The sequence below is a fragment of the bacterium genome (genome assembly GCA_031082185.1).
Taxonomy (GTDB): Bacteria; Sysuimicrobiota; Sysuimicrobiia; order Sysuimicrobiales; family Humicultoraceae; genus VGFA01.
In genome coordinates this window covers 1-13150 of the sequence record JAVHLI010000011.1, presented here as the reverse complement: position 1 = coordinate 13150, position 13150 = coordinate 1, and the positions used below count along the sequence as shown (strand labels likewise).

Below are 13150 nucleotides of genomic sequence, written 5' to 3'. Positions count from 1 at the left end.
GGGAGTTCGAGAAGTGCCTGGGCTGCTCGCCGTAGGGAGCTACGGTGAGAACGATCGGGTGATTAGGATTGTACCGAACGGCGCGGAGGTGCTGCGCCGCAGCACCTCCTTATCGTCCACCAGGACCCGCACGACCAGCTCTCCCTCGGCCGCCGCCTTGGTGAACGTCGCGGCCACGGCCACCCTCGTCTTCACCACGAACTGCGCCGGCACTGTCCCGCGCGCGGAGGTGCTCTGCAAGGGGGTGCCGTAGGAGCCCTCGAACGCGAGGCCTGGGGTGCCCTCCAGCAGCAACACGACGGTCCTCTCGGCGAAGGCGCCGGGTCGCACCTCGGGCCGAGGCGCGACCAACAGGCAGCCGCCACTCACCAGGGCGACGACCAGCAGAGATGGCGCGCGCCACATTGCCATAGAGGACTATGCCATGGAGGCCTATGCCCCTGGGGCCTAGGCGGGTTCCTGCTCGCGCGCGAACATCAACACGGAGTAATCCAGATTCTGCGCCGCCACTCCCATCTGCTTCAGCATAGACATCACCAGCGAACGGTGGTGCACCTCGTGCAGGACGAGCTGCGCCATCACCCCTGCCCGGGTCGTGGTTATCCGGACCGCCGGGCTGCCGGGTCCCTGCGGGTAGATGCGGTACGCCACCGGCTCGTCCCATGAGGAGACCTGCGCCAGGGCAGCACGAGTCCCATCGGCCATAGCAGACCAGGCGGTCTCGAGTTCGGCAAACGAACGAGTCTTCTCCGCGGTGTAGGGGTTGTCGGCCGCCGTCACCTGCTGCCCCGCCAGTCGGTGGGAGTATGCCCATTCGGCGCCGGCGGTGTGAAGCAACGTGGCATGGATTGTCTTGAGGCCGTAGGGGAACTCGCGTTCGTACTGCTCCTTTGTCAGCGACCGAATCCAGTCGAAAAGCCGCCGGCGGGCCTGCACTAAGTACTCGTACATCGTCTGCGGTTGCATGCGCGTTCACCCTCCTGGATGGTATACATATCGTATGGTCGGACTGTTCTCGACTCGCACGGGCATGCCCTGCCAAAGGCGTATCAACGCCGCGATGCTCATGCTCGTTACAATCTGGGGACTCAACTTTCCGATTGTGAAGAGCGCGTTTACCGAACTGCCCCCGTTCGCTTTCAACGGGCTGAGGTTCGCCGGCGCCGCGGTGTTGCTACTGGTCGTTCTCCGCCGCCTGGAAGGACCGCAACGCATCCCGCCCTCGGACCTCCCCGGGCTCGCGCTGCTGGGACTGCTGGGCCACGCGGGCTACCAGACGCTGTTCATGGCCGGTCTTGCCCGCACAACCGCGGGCCATTCATCGTTGATCCTGGCGCTGGTGCCGCTGTTCGTGGGCGTGCTCGGCGTGGCGGTGGGCCTTGAACGGCCGTCGCCCCGCATGTGGGCAGGGCTTGTCATAGCGTTTGTCGGCGTGTTCGTGCTCATTACGGGCCGCGGCGGCCTCCCATCCGAGGGCGGTTCCGTGGTGGGCGACCTGCTTACTCTCTCCGCATCGCTGTGTTGGGCGGCGTACACGGTGCTGTCCCGACCTTTCCTACGAAAGATGTCGGCGCTGCGACTTACCACGGTGACGCTCATCCTCGGCCTGCCGGTCATCCTCGCCTCGGCGATTCCGGGTCTGATCCGCGTGGACTGGTCGGCCGTCAGCCTGCGCTCGTGGGCCTCGCTCTCCTTCTCGGCGGTCTTTGCGGTGGTGATCGGCTACGTGATCTGGTACACCTCGGTGCAGGCGTTTGGCAGCGCGCGCACAGCGGCCTTCTCCTATTTGATTCCGGTCGTTGCGCTGATCTCGGCCTGGGCGCTCCTGGGGGAGCCGCTGGGCGCGCTGCAGGTTCTTGGGGGAAGCGTGGTGCTGTTCGGTGTGTGGATTGCCAGGAGGGAGGTAGTCGCAGATGTGCGCAGGTGATCTGGTCGCGGGAATCGCGGCGCTTGAACGGGCTCGCCAGGCCGTGCTGGACGACGCGGTGGCGATCTGTGAGGTGCCCGCCCCCACCTTTCACGAGGGCGAGCGGGCCGCGCTTGTGCGCCGCCTCGGCACCGGCCTGGGGCTCGGCGAGGGAGAGGTGGACGATGCGGGCAATGTTGTCTGGGAGTTGCCCGGTGATCCTGCGCTGGCCACTGTTGTGGGCAGCGCACACCTGGACACTGTCTTCGGCATGGAGATCCGGCCGCGCGTCGAGCGCCGCGGCAGCGTCCTGGCCGCCCCTGGCATCGGCGATAACAGTCTGGGGGTTGCGGCGCTGATACACCTGGCCGACGTCCTGCGGCGGGAGCTGGCTCCCCGAGGCACGCTCGTGGCAGCGGCCAACGTGTGCGAGGAAGGCCTGGGGAACCTGCGCGGCATGCATGCGTTGTGGGATCGCTACGGCTCACACGCTGGGATCTGGGTGGTACTAGAAGGCGGAACCTTCAACTTCGTGGAGGCGGCGGGGATCGGTTCACGGCGCTACCGCATCACCGCGCGGGGGCCCGGCGGCCACTCCTGGCAGGATTTCGGGCAGCCCAGCGCGATCCACGGCCTGGCCCGCTTGATCGCGGGGTTGTCGGAGATCGAACTCCCGTCCGGCGATCGGACGACGTACAACGTGGGGGTGATCTCCGGCGGGACCTCTGTGAACACCATCGCAGCCGAGGCATCCTGCCTGCTCGATCTGAGGTCGGAGAGCCGGCAGTGCCTGGCACAGATCGAGTCCCAGGTTCGCCTACTCGCGGACGCCGCTGCCGCTGCCGCGGGGATCTCCCTCGATTTCGAGCTCGTGGGCGACAGGGCCGGCGGAAGACTCCCATCAGAGCACTGGCTCGTCAGGTTGGTTGAGTCCTGTGCCGCGGAGGCGGGTGAGGAGATTCAGTGGCAGGCGGGCAGCACCGACGCCAACGTGCCGCTCAGCCATGGGGCGCCGGCCGTCTGCCTTGGGATAGGTCGGGGTCGGGGCGTCCACACGGTGCAAGAGGAAGTGGATACCGCTCCGGTCGGGTCGGCCCTCGAGATTGCCTACCGCTTGATCGCCGCGTCGCTGCAGAGGAAGTCCGAGCACGTCTAGGGTTAGGCCACCGGGGGCATGAACGGTTTAGAGTTGTTACGATCTCATTTCCAATCTCTTTACCCTCAGGTGCCTGTGCATGACAATGGATTCTCTTCTGCGCACGGTTGTGGAACGCCGTGCGTCGGATCTCCACGTCAAGGCCGGTACCCCCCCGACGCTGCGCATTGACGGCAGGCTGGAACCGGCCCATGACGAGCGCCTCTCGGTGGAGAAGGTCAAAGGGCTCATCGCCGAGATCCTCACGTCCGCACAGCTCGAGGAGTTCCACCGGCAACTGGAGCTGGACCTGGCCTACAGCCTGCCCGGCGTATCGCGCTTCCGCGTCAACATCTACATGCAGCGGGGCGGCGTCGGCGCCGCGATCAGGACGATCCCGGCCGCGGTGCCGACGATTGAGCAGATGGGACTGCCCAAGATCCTCACGCACCTCGCCTCGCTGCCACGGGGGCTCGTGCTCGTCACAGGGCCGACCGGTTGCGGCAAATCCACCACGCTGGCGTCCATCGTAAACCACATCAACCGTACTCGGTCCTGCCACGTGGTGACGATCGAGGATCCGATCGAGTACCTACATCACGACGATAAGTGCCTCATAACCCAGCGCGAGGTCGGCGCGGACACGCACTCGTTCACCGAGGCCCTTCGTCACGTGCTTCGCCAGGACCCCGACGTGATTCTGATCGGAGAGATGAGGGACCACGAGACGATCTCCACCGCGATCACCGCAGCCGAGACCGGCCACCTGGTTTTGGCCACGCTGCACACGGTCAACGCCCCGCAGACGGTGGACAGGATCGTGGACGTCTTCCCACCGCACCAGCAGCCGCAGGTCCGGATGCAGCTATCGGTGGCCATCGAGGGCGTGCTCTCCCAGACACTGCTTCCGCGCCGTGAGGGGCACGGTCGTATAGCGGCGGTGGAGGTCATGGTGGGAACGCCGGCGATTCGCAACCTCATACGCGAGGGCAAGACCCACCAGATTCCTTCCACCATACAGTCGGGCATCAAGGATGGAATGCAGACGCTCAACCAGGCACTCCGGCAACTGGTGAAACAGCACCTTGTGACCTATGAGGTCGCCATGGCCCATACGAGCAACCCGCAGGAGCTGGCCCAGCTCTGCGGCCGCGACGGCCTGGCAGCCGCATCTTTCTGACGCCCGGCGGCGCTTACCCCCGGGTGTTGACGGTTTCCTCCCGGCTGCTACAATACGGGGGTGCCATCCTGAGGTGACCGAATTGATCAAGCCCCCCCTGGAAGAACTGCTTGAGCACGTGGAGAGCAAGTATAGTCTCGTCATCATCGCGGCGAAGCGCGCCCGCCAGTTGAAGGACGGCGTGCTGCCGCTGGTGGACGTGGACAGCGCGAACCCGGTCAGCATTGCGCTGGAGGAGATCGCCACCGGCCGGGTGCGGGCGGCGGACGCGCCCCACTCCCTGGACCGCTAGCCCCATCGCACGAAGGGAACTCCCAACTCTCGCCCGCCGTATTTCAATGCGACGGGAGGAGGCGTACCCATGTACGGACTGATTGCCGTGTGCCTGCTGCTCCTAGCGCTGTTCGGTGGCGCGGCGCCGTCGACCGCAGAGCGGACCGCCGGGGATCTCCGGGTTGAGTTGAGCACCGCAAGCGCGGCCCACGCGCCCGGCGCGCCCGTGCAGATAAGCATGCGGGTCACGAATCTCGCGTCCTCGCCCGTGGTGCTCACCGCTTCCAGCGCGCAGGAGTACGACTTCTTCGTGCGGCAGCGCAGTGCGCTGATCTGGCAGTGGTCGCACGACAGGGCATTCGCCCAGGTGATTCGCGAGATGACGCTGGCTCCCGGACAGACGCGTTCTTACTCCGTCGCGTGGGACCAGCGCGATCTGCAGGGGCGTCGCGTGGATGCCGGGACCTACGAGGTTTCTGCGATCTTCCTGGGCGCACAGCGCCCAGGTCCTGCAAGCGCTGAGGTGGGGCCGGTTCGGATCACGATCGGTCCCTAGTCAGTTACCGGCGGTCAGCGTTAGGCAGGAGTGCCGCCCGGTCGGGCTGAAGTCAGGAACCCGCGGCCCGCGTGAGCGGGCGGCGGGTTCAGATGCGAATCGCCGACAGGTACATCGCGAGGGAACTCCTCCCACCGTTCCTGCTGGGGGTTGGGGGGTTCTTGGTTATTCTGGTTGGCGACATTCTCTACACGCTCGCCGACTACATCGTCGCGGGCACTGCCACGCCCGACGTCATCCTGCGGCTGCTTGGCTACAAGCTTCCCGCGATCATGGTGATCACTTTCCCGGTCGCGACCCTTTTTGGGACGCTCCTGGGGTTGGGACGGCTGGCAAGGGACCACGAACTCCAGGCGATGCGGCTGATGGGTACGAGCCTGGTGCGGGCGTTCGCGCCGGTACTGGCGTTTGGGGCGCTGATCATGGGGCTGACGTTCCTGACGAACGAGGTGGTCTCGCCCTGGGCCAACCACAGGGCAAACAACCTGATCAGGACGACGCTCTTTGGCGCGGCCTTCCCGCAGGTGCGCGAGCAGGTGTTCCTGCGGGGTCCCGGCAACCGGTTCCTATACGTCCACAGGGTGGACCGGGATGCGCGGGTGCTGCGCAACGTGATGATCTACGAGGCAGAAGGGCCGCTGCCCCGCCTCATTACCGCGCGGGAAGCCACATGGTCTGCTAAGACGTGGACGCTCCTCCACGGCGTGGCGCGGGAGGTGGGCCCAGACGGGTTCACGGCGTATGAGGCCGGGTTCGCGTCCATGGAGATCAACGTGGGGCTTGACGCCGGGGAGTTCCTGACCGGTCAGCGCACGCCGGAAGAGATGACGTTCCGTGAGTTGAAGTCCCAGTCGGAGATGTTCGAGTCAGGGCTCTCGCCCCGGGTGGCGGTGGAGTTCCATCGCAAACTGGCCGTCCCTGCCGCCAGCGTGATATTCGCCCTGGTGGCGGCGCCGCTCAGCCTGCAGTCGGCCCGGGGCGGACGGTTTGTCGGAGTGGGGCTCAGCATCGCACTGCTCTTCACCTACTACTCGGTCATGTCCGTCGCGCGCGCGTTCGGTTCCTCCGGCGCGCTTTCACCGTTGCTATCGGCGTGGGCGCCCAACCTGCTATTCCTGGCCGCGGGGGTCTTGCTCATCGCGAAGGAAGAGGGCTGGTTTCGGATGCTGGTGCCCCGGCGACGCGGGCGGGGCGCGGGAGCGCAGCTGTGAACGCGCACCGGGTGGCGGTGCTGGTTGCCCTTGCCGCGGCAGCAGCGGCGGGCACCGCGGTGTGGCTGGCCCATTCACCCGGCCCGGCGGTCCCTGAGCCGGCACAGCAGCCAGCGGTGCGCATGTCTGGGGCGCAGATCGTGCTGCGCCAGCAGGGGGAGAAGCAGGCGGAGATCACCGCCGATCGCGTTGAGGTCAGCGGTGACCAGCGCACCACCACCTTTACCGGGCGGCCCAGCGCGGTGATCCACCTGAACGGCGTGCCCGCCCTGACCGCCACAGGAGGCCGTATCGTGCTCGACCGTCAGGACGGTTCGGTGCGCATCAAGGGCGGCCTGCGCATCACAACCGTGCGGGGTGAGACCCTGTCGGCGCCGGAGGCGGCGTGGAATCCCTCAACGCAGGTGATCGAGCTGACCGGCGGTGTGACGGCGTCGGCAAACCTCCTGCCCGCTGCCCTCCTGCCCACGGCCGGTCCATCTTCCACTCCGCAGCCCGGCTCCGACATCCCAGGGCGCCTGCGGGCCGAGCGCGTCCGGTACGATGCGCGCGCTAAGGTGGTGGTTGCCTCGGGCAACGTTGTGCTGACCCTGGGCGAGGTCGAAATCCAATCCGACGCTCTGCGGCTGGAGCAGATCTCCCAGGTGGCCGTCGCCGAGGGCCGGGTGAGCGTGCAGCGGCGGGATCAGCGGCTTACCGCAGCCGCCGTGCGATATGAGATGCGCACTGAGACCGCTGATGCGTCAGGCGGCGTGGTACTTGTCCAGAAAGACACGACGATAAGAGCACCGCAGATGCGCTTCGACCTCAGGGGGGAGGTCACGACCGCCTCCGGGGGCGTGGAAGCGTCGCAAGGCGGCACCACGATGACCGCCGCCTCGCTGCGCCACGAGGCCAGAACAGGTGAGGTTGCATCCGAGGGTGGCGTGACGCTGACGCAGCCCGGGAGCCGGGTGACCGGGGGCCGGATGCAGGCCAACCTGCTCACCATGCGCGCGGACGTGCGCGAGGATGCCACGCTGATCCGCCAGGATATCACCGTTACCGCCCCGCGCATCGTCTTCCGATGGGACAACAACGAGGCCGAGGCCGAGGGCGGAGTCGTCGTCCGCCAGCCCGGCCGGACGGCCTGGGCCGACCGGATGACCTACTCCGAGCCCGCAGACCGGGCGGTACTGACCGGTCGTGTCGTTGTCGAGCAGCCGAGCGGCGAAGGGCTGGTGAGACTCACCTGCAACCGGATGGTAATGACGCTGCGGGACAAGAACATCACCGCCGAGGGCCAGGTGCGGGTGGTCCAGAAGGATCGGTGGGCGACCGGGGACCGGGGAACCTATACCGACGCAACACGGATACTCGTGGTTACCGGCAACGTGCGCATGCAGGAAGCGGACGGCACACGTCTGAAGGCCGACCGGGCGGTCATCTCTCTGGCCGACGAGACTTTCGAGGCAGAAGGGAACGTGGAAACCGAGTTCGTCATCCGTCCCAGCCCGACCAGGAAACCGTGAGTTACGGCCGGGTTCGCCATGCCCTGGTCCTGATCGTTCTTGCCCTGGCGGCGGGCGCGGTTTCCGTGCCTTCGGCCATGGCGCAGGCAGAGATCCCGGTTGCGCTGCGGGCGAGGACGTTTCAGTACAACCGCGTCACGCGTGTGCTGGTCGCCACCGGCGACGTGGTGGTCACTTACCAGGACATCGTGATCAGCGCCGACCGCCTGCGCGCCGACCTTGGGACGAACGACGTACGCGCCGAGGGCCGGGTCAGGTTGGAAGTGGGCCGGCAGAGCGTCCGGGGCGACTCCCTCGACTACAACCTGGTAACGCGCCGCGGCCGAATGTCGCGGGCGGCGGCGGCATACTCAGGGCCCATGGTGCTGGGCACCGTGTTCATTCGCGCCGAGACCATGGAGGGCGCGCTCGACTCGTTCTTCTCCGCACGCGTCTCTTCGTGCACTACCTGCGAGGGAGCGAATCCGGTCGTCAATCTTACCGCGGGCGAGTTGACGGTGTACCTGAACGACAAGATCGTCGGCCGCAAGGTAACGGTGTGGATCGCGGGACGCAAGGTCTTCACCTGGCCCTCCTTCGTGATCTTCATCCGGGAGCAGCGCGCCAGCCGGCTGCTCCCGATTGTGGGCTACTCCGAGACAGAGGGGTACTTCCTCAAGACCTTCTACTCGTACGCCCTCAACGAGAACCACTACGGTTACCTACGGCTCGATTTGATGGACCGGCTGGGGGTCGGGTACGGGGTCGAGCACGCCTACCGCCTGCGCCGGGGCAGCGGCGTGGCGTTCCTCTATCGCCTTGAGAACAAGCAGACCGGGGGTGCGGACTCGCGCATCGTCCTCAGCCACCAGCAGCAGATGGGCGATGTCACCGCGCGGCTGTTTACGGACTATCTCACGGCCACCATACCCGGTGCGCCGGTTGAGCTGTTCGCAGTGGTGGATGCCTACCACCGCGGACCGCGTTCGTACTCGATGCTCTACCAGAGCTACTCCGGGCGCGACTGGCCCGGGTTCTCGTCGCGCAGCTACTCCGGCCGCGCGGTTCACTCCCTGCGGCTGAGCGACGCGCTGTCCGCGGAGCTGGCCGCCGACTTCTCCCGCGCCGCGTCCTCGGCAGGAACCGACGACGAGCTGTTTCCCCGCCTCGTCCTGCGCTACCGCGGCACCGGCTACAGCGCGTCACTAGTTGCCGAGGGGCGCGTTGACCTTGACGGCGACGCGTTCCCCGGCGACATCCGATACACCACCGAGCGCCTACCGGAACTGACCGTCGTGGGCGATCCGCGGCTGCTGGCCGGTACGCGGCTCGTCTACCAGTTGCAGGCCGGACTGGGACGCTTCCGCGAGACGCTCCCCTCGGGAACCGCCGATGCGCTGCGCGCCGACGCGGCGGTGACGGTGGGCGGGCCTCTACTTGTGTCTGACCGCGGCTACCTCAACCTGCGGGCTCAGGCGCGTGGATCGTACTACTCCAGTGGCGACGCGCGGGCGTTCATCTCAGGCCGGCTCGACTACACCCACCAGATCAATGCATCCTTGACCGGCCAGCTCGGTCTCACCTATCAGGATCAGGTCGGGCAGTCGCCATTTGCGTTCGACCGGCTGTCCGGGCGCATGGCACAGGCCGATGCCACCCTGACCTACAGACAGCCGGGACTGATCGCCACGGCCACGACCTCCTTTGATGGGATCAGTGGCCGCCTGGCACCGATAGTGGCACAGGTACAGTACGCGCCGCGGCCGGGATGGACTGCCGCCGCTGCCGTGGCCTATGATCCTTCGCTGGGAGGGCTCTCACGGGCAGAACTCGCCTTCGACGTGAAGTTGAGTCCCCACTGGCAGGCGGCCTACTATGGGTTCTATGATGGGAGCAGCGGCCGCTTCTACCACGACCGGCTGACGATTACGCGGATCTGGGACGACTGCCTGGCCGCGGCGATTACCTATCGCGGCGTGGCAGGGGAGATCTGGTTCGAGACATGGCTGACCGCGCTTCCCTGGGTCAGGGGACGCGTGGGGGTAAGCGGCCAGGGCACGATTCTGTTCGACCAGCCGTGGCTGTGGCCCAGGCAGTGAGATCTCAGGCCGTGGCCCCCAGGCATGGCGCGGTACACGGAGGTGAGGCAGGATGAGGCGGCTTCGGGTTCTTTCGGCAACGGCGCTCTTGGCGGCGCTAATAGTGGCACTGACGATGCCCGCAGGGGCGCAGAGCGGGCACCAGCTTGCGATCACCATGAACGTCGCCGGCACCCTCCAGGACCGCGGCGGCGCCTACTACATCGCGTTTACGGTCAGCGACTCGCTTCTGCTGGGTCCGCAGCCGGACAGCACCAACTGGACGCACTACGCCGTCTACCGCGACGGCCGGTTCTTCTTCGGCACCGTGCCCCAGGTAACGGCTCCGCCGTTTGGGTTCAACGTGATCCGCCCTCCGGCGCCGTTCCTGGGGGGGACCGTGCTGCCCGACGGGCGCACGCTGCAGGTGGTGGTGCCCCTGGCCGACCTACGCGTAGGTCCGGGCCTTCCGACACGGGTCATGGTCAACTTCGTCACGACGGACGGGTCGAACCGGCCGCTCGACGCGCTGGGGCCGGGCGCCACCGACCGATTCGGATTCGTGACCGTGGACCTGCGGCGTGACCTCTTCGTGACGGTGCGCGACGCCCGCGGGGACTGCCCCGATCCAAACTTCGACATCCTCGGCGGTGAGATCCGGATCGCGACGCCCTGAGGGCGGCAGCGTTCTCTGGGCGGCAGCGTTCTCCGGTCGGCGGCGGTCAGAGTGCGGCGAGACGGCGACCGTTGGGCATAGTAGAATACGAGAGTTGTGCTTCGGTTCACCTCTGGAGGTGCTGGGTTGATTCTGCGCCGCGTTAGTCTTCTTGTAGCCGTTGTGCTTGTCACCGCCGCGTGCGGCGGCGGTGTGCCCGGGGTAACCCCGCCAACGCCCACACCTACCCCGACGCCGTCCACCGGTACCGTTACGGGAATGGTGAGCGTGGCGGCCACCGGAACCGGTGCGCCCTCTGCCGCTGTGCCCGCGCTTCCGCTGCGGACCAGGCTCGACCGGCCCGTGTATGTGCCCAATCAACTCATGGTGAAGTTCAGGCCAGGGGTCGCGGCCGCGGTTGCCACCAGTCTGCACGCGCAGGCGGGCGGGGCGGTCTTGCGGACCATCGAGCGGCTGGACGTGCAGGTTGTGCGCCTGGGGCCGGGGGTTGCGGCTGCCGCGGCCATGGCCGCCTACCGCGCGTCCGGCCTGGTTGAGTATGTCGAGCAGGACGCCTATGCCTACAGGACGGTGACGCCCACCGATCCCATGTACGGCTCCCAGTGGCACTATCCGCAGATCGGATTGCCGGCGGCCTGGGACATCACCACCGGTGGTCCGGTGATCGTGGCGGTGCTCGACACAGGGATCCGGTTCAATCATCCGGACCTCATTGGTGTGACGGTCCTCGGATCCGGCCCCGTGACCGACTTCGTGTCAGACTTGGACAACGGCGACGGCGACGGCAGGGATAATGATCCAACCGATCCCGGGTGCCCGGGTCTTCCCGCTATCCAGAGCCACGGGACGCACGTTGCGGGTACCGTCGCGGCCCGCACCAACAACGGCGAGGGCGTGGCCGGCGTGAACTGGGGCGGTGTCTCGGCGACGAAGATCATGCCGCTGCGAGTACTCGGTGGGTGCGGCTCAGGCACATTCGCTGACATCATCGATGCCATCATCTACGCCGCCGAGCGTGGGGCAAAGGTCATCAATATGAGCCTGGGGGGCTCCCCGGGCAACTACCCCACCGTTGATAGCGCGATCACATACGCGCGGAATGCTGGTGCTACGCTGGTGGCGGCCGCGGGCAACGACTACTGCGGCCCGGTTCTATACCCGGCGCAGAACTTGAACGTCATCGCGGTGGCGGCCACGACGAACACGAACGAGCGCGCGCGGTACTCAAACTGCGGGCCGGAGATAGATGTGGCCGCCCCCGGAGGTGGTACCGCCTCACCGCCGCCGGCGACTGGCCCCGGCGTGCTCAGCGCCACCTGGAGCCCGAACCTGGGCAACACGTACCTGAGTTTCCAGGGCACCTCGATGGCAACACCCCACGTGGCCGGTCTGGTCGCGTTGATGATATCGCGCGGCATCACCGGCCCGGCGACGATCCAGTCCGTGCTGGAGAGCACCGCCACCGACCTAGGTCCTGCGGGTAAGGACACGCAGTTTGGTTCCGGTCTGGTCAACGCAGCCGCCGCGGTGAGCGGCGGCGCGGCGACCACACAGATGCGCGCCTTCTCCGGTGTGATAAGTGGGTCGGCCATCACCCAGCAGAGCAACACCGCGTACGTGCAGCCCAGCGGCGCGTTCACGATCACCAACGCCCAGACCGGCACGAAGTCCGTGTTTGTCTGGCAGGACTTCAACGCCAACAACCTGGTGGACACAGGGGACTACTACGGGGTGACTCCCAACGTGGCCATCACCCCCGGCGCCACGACTCCCATCGGGGCTGTGACGGTCCAGCGGTACACCGGGGCGCCCATCTCCGTGGCTGCCGTGCCCATGGCCGTGGCAGGAACCAGGTACCAGGGCACTGACGGTTCATCCGATCCGAGGCGGAGGCGGGGCTAGTTCGGCTTACGCTCCGCCCAGCGGCGGAGCTCGAGCTCCAGGTCAATGGCGGCGACCATCCTGGGATAGAACTCCACCAGGGTGGTCGCCGTGCGTTCGTAGTCAATCAGTTGCGCGGAGAAGTGATCCACCAGCACAAGCCTGAGGCGGTCCACCCCCACAGGGGCTCCGGCGACTCGTACGGTCGGGTCGACAACAAGGAGCCCCGATTACGCCGCGGAGAGCCGCCTGACCTTGAGCTTGTTCCTATGCCGCTCGGCCTGCGACAGATCGAACATGGCCTGCTGGTTCATCCAGCTCTCGGCGGACGTGCCGAAGGCAATGGAAAGACGAATGGCCATCTCGGGGCTGACGCCGGCACGGCCGTTCAGGAGACTGGAGAGCGTCTTGCGGCTCACCCCAAGCGCCCGGGCAGCCTCCGTGACGCTCAGGCTCAGAGGTTCCAGGCACAGCTCGCGAAGGATCGCTCCAGGATGTGGAGGGTTGTGCATCAACATCGTTCCACCTCAATGATAGTCCGCGTAGTCGACCGCCTCGGCATCTCTGCCACGGAAGAAGAACGTGACTCGCCAGTTCCCACTCACTGTCACAGCCCATGTCCCCTTCCGGTAACCCTTGAGTTCATGCAGACCCAGACCGGGCAGGTTCATATCCTGTGGGCTCGTGGCCGCATGCAGGCGGGCCAGTATTATTGATCCTTGCCTAAGTAATGGTACACTTTAGAGCTCCAGCCCAGCCGCCCG

The 13150-nt window shown here is 66.6% G+C and carries 14 protein-coding genes and 1 pseudogene; 10 read left to right on the top strand and 5 right to left on the bottom strand.

Annotation, left to right across the window (positions count from 1 at the left end):
- Positions 1 to 39 precede the first annotated feature (39 nt).
- The gene (locus tag RDU83_10465; GenBank protein ID MDQ7841437.1) at positions 40 to 411 is read right to left on the bottom strand and encodes a hypothetical protein; all 372 of its coding nucleotides are present in this window, start codon (positions 409 to 411) and stop codon (positions 40 to 42) included.
- A gap of 36 nt (positions 412 to 447) precedes the next feature.
- The gene (locus tag RDU83_10460; GenBank protein MDQ7841436.1) at positions 448 to 966 is read right to left on the bottom strand and encodes a DinB family protein; all 519 of its coding nucleotides are present in this window, start codon (positions 964 to 966) and stop codon (positions 448 to 450) included.
- A gap of 94 nt (positions 967 to 1060) precedes the next feature.
- Here RDU83_10460 and RDU83_10455 point away from each other — a divergent pair, with 94 nt between their 5' ends.
- The 10 genes from RDU83_10455 to RDU83_10410 all read left to right on the top strand — a co-directional run bounded on the left by RDU83_10455 (position 1061) and on the right by RDU83_10410 (position 12407).
- Positions 1061 to 1927 carry an EamA family transporter gene (locus tag RDU83_10455; GenBank protein MDQ7841435.1) on the top strand — a complete coding sequence of 289 codons (867 nt, stop codon included), beginning with the start codon at positions 1061 to 1063 and terminating at the stop codon, positions 1925 to 1927.
- Positions 1914 to 3062 carry a M20/M25/M40 family metallo-hydrolase gene (locus tag RDU83_10450; GenBank protein MDQ7841434.1) on the top strand — a complete coding sequence of 383 codons (1149 nt, stop codon included), beginning with the start codon at positions 1914 to 1916 and terminating at the stop codon, positions 3060 to 3062. The genes RDU83_10455 and RDU83_10450 overlap by 14 nt, the downstream gene beginning before the upstream one ends.
- A 79-nt stretch (positions 3063 to 3141) precedes the next feature.
- A complete protein-coding gene (locus RDU83_10445; GenBank protein MDQ7841433.1) occupies positions 3142 to 4221 on the top strand; it encodes a type IV pilus twitching motility protein PilT in 1080 nt (359 codons plus the stop codon).
- Between the two features lie 82 nt (positions 4222 to 4303).
- Positions 4304 to 4513: a DNA-directed RNA polymerase subunit omega gene (rpoZ, locus tag RDU83_10440; GenBank protein ID MDQ7841432.1), complete on the top strand. Its 210-nt coding sequence runs from the start codon at positions 4304 to 4306 to the stop codon at positions 4511 to 4513.
- A gap of 69 nt (positions 4514 to 4582) precedes the next feature.
- Complete coding sequence (locus tag RDU83_10435; protein MDQ7841431.1) at positions 4583 to 5050, top strand: BsuPI-related putative proteinase inhibitor; 468 nt, start codon at positions 4583 to 4585, stop codon at positions 5048 to 5050.
- Between the two features lie 92 nt (positions 5051 to 5142).
- Positions 5143 to 6261 carry an LptF/LptG family permease gene (locus RDU83_10430; protein ID MDQ7841430.1) on the top strand — a complete coding sequence of 373 codons (1119 nt, stop codon included), beginning with the start codon at positions 5143 to 5145 and terminating at the stop codon, positions 6259 to 6261.
- Positions 6258 to 7772, top strand: coding sequence for an LptA/OstA family protein (locus RDU83_10425; GenBank protein ID MDQ7841429.1), 1515 nt, complete (start codon positions 6258 to 6260; stop codon positions 7770 to 7772). Before RDU83_10430 ends, RDU83_10425 begins: the two co-directional genes overlap by 4 nt.
- A complete protein-coding gene (locus tag RDU83_10420; protein ID MDQ7841428.1) occupies positions 7769 to 9850 on the top strand; it encodes a hypothetical protein in 2082 nt (693 codons plus the stop codon). The genes RDU83_10425 and RDU83_10420 overlap by 4 nt, the downstream gene beginning before the upstream one ends.
- Before the next feature lie 52 nt (positions 9851 to 9902).
- Complete coding sequence (locus RDU83_10415) at positions 9903 to 10505, top strand: hypothetical protein (protein ID MDQ7841427.1); 603 nt, start codon at positions 9903 to 9905, stop codon at positions 10503 to 10505.
- Between the two features lie 126 nt (positions 10506 to 10631).
- Positions 10632 to 12407: a S8 family peptidase gene (locus tag RDU83_10410; GenBank protein MDQ7841426.1), complete on the top strand. Its 1776-nt coding sequence runs from the start codon at positions 10632 to 10634 to the stop codon at positions 12405 to 12407.
- On the opposite strand, the gene RDU83_10405 is transcribed toward RDU83_10410, so the two are convergent.
- The 3 genes and pseudogenes from RDU83_10405 to RDU83_10395 all read right to left on the bottom strand — a co-directional run bounded on the left by RDU83_10405 (position 12404) and on the right by RDU83_10395 (position 13099).
- A complete protein-coding gene (locus RDU83_10405) occupies positions 12404 to 12562 on the bottom strand; it encodes a hypothetical protein (protein ID MDQ7841425.1) in 159 nt (52 codons plus the stop codon). The genes RDU83_10410 and RDU83_10405 overlap by 4 nt on opposite strands.
- 54 nt (positions 12563 to 12616) lie before the next feature.
- Complete coding sequence (locus RDU83_10400; GenBank protein MDQ7841424.1) at positions 12617 to 12904, bottom strand: HigA family addiction module antitoxin; 288 nt, start codon at positions 12902 to 12904, stop codon at positions 12617 to 12619.
- 9 nt (positions 12905 to 12913) lie between these two features.
- Positions 12914 to 13099: pseudogene (locus tag RDU83_10395) on the bottom strand (type II toxin-antitoxin system RelE/ParE family toxin).
- Positions 13100 to 13150 lie beyond the last annotated feature (51 nt).

What these genes read in the sequence shown, in the direction of transcription:
- RDU83_10435 (MDQ7841431.1), top strand. Translation starts at nt 4,583, where the DNA reads ATGTACGGACTGATTGCCGTGTGCCTGCTGCTCCTAGCGCTGTTCGGT.
- RDU83_10430 (MDQ7841430.1), top strand. Translation starts at nt 5,143, where the DNA reads ATGCGAATCGCCGACAGGTACATCGCGAGGGAACTCCTCCCACCGTTC.
- RDU83_10455 (MDQ7841435.1), top strand. Translation starts at nt 1,061, where the DNA reads ATGCTCATGCTCGTTACAATCTGGGGACTCAACTTTCCGATTGTGAAG.
- RDU83_10400 (MDQ7841424.1), bottom strand. Translation starts at nt 12,904, where the DNA reads ATGTTGATGCACAACCCTCCACATCCTGGAGCGATCCTTCGCGAGCTG.
- RDU83_10445 (MDQ7841433.1), top strand. Translation starts at nt 3,142, where the DNA reads ATGACAATGGATTCTCTTCTGCGCACGGTTGTGGAACGCCGTGCGTCG.
- RDU83_10465 (MDQ7841437.1), bottom strand. Translation starts at nt 411, where the DNA reads ATGGCAATGTGGCGCGCGCCATCTCTGCTGGTCGTCGCCCTGGTGAGT.
- RDU83_10450 (MDQ7841434.1), top strand. Translation starts at nt 1,914, where the DNA reads ATGTGCGCAGGTGATCTGGTCGCGGGAATCGCGGCGCTTGAACGGGCT.
- RDU83_10415 (MDQ7841427.1), top strand. Translation starts at nt 9,903, where the DNA reads ATGAGGCGGCTTCGGGTTCTTTCGGCAACGGCGCTCTTGGCGGCGCTA.
- RDU83_10460 (MDQ7841436.1), bottom strand. Translation starts at nt 966, where the DNA reads ATGCAACCGCAGACGATGTACGAGTACTTAGTGCAGGCCCGCCGGCGG.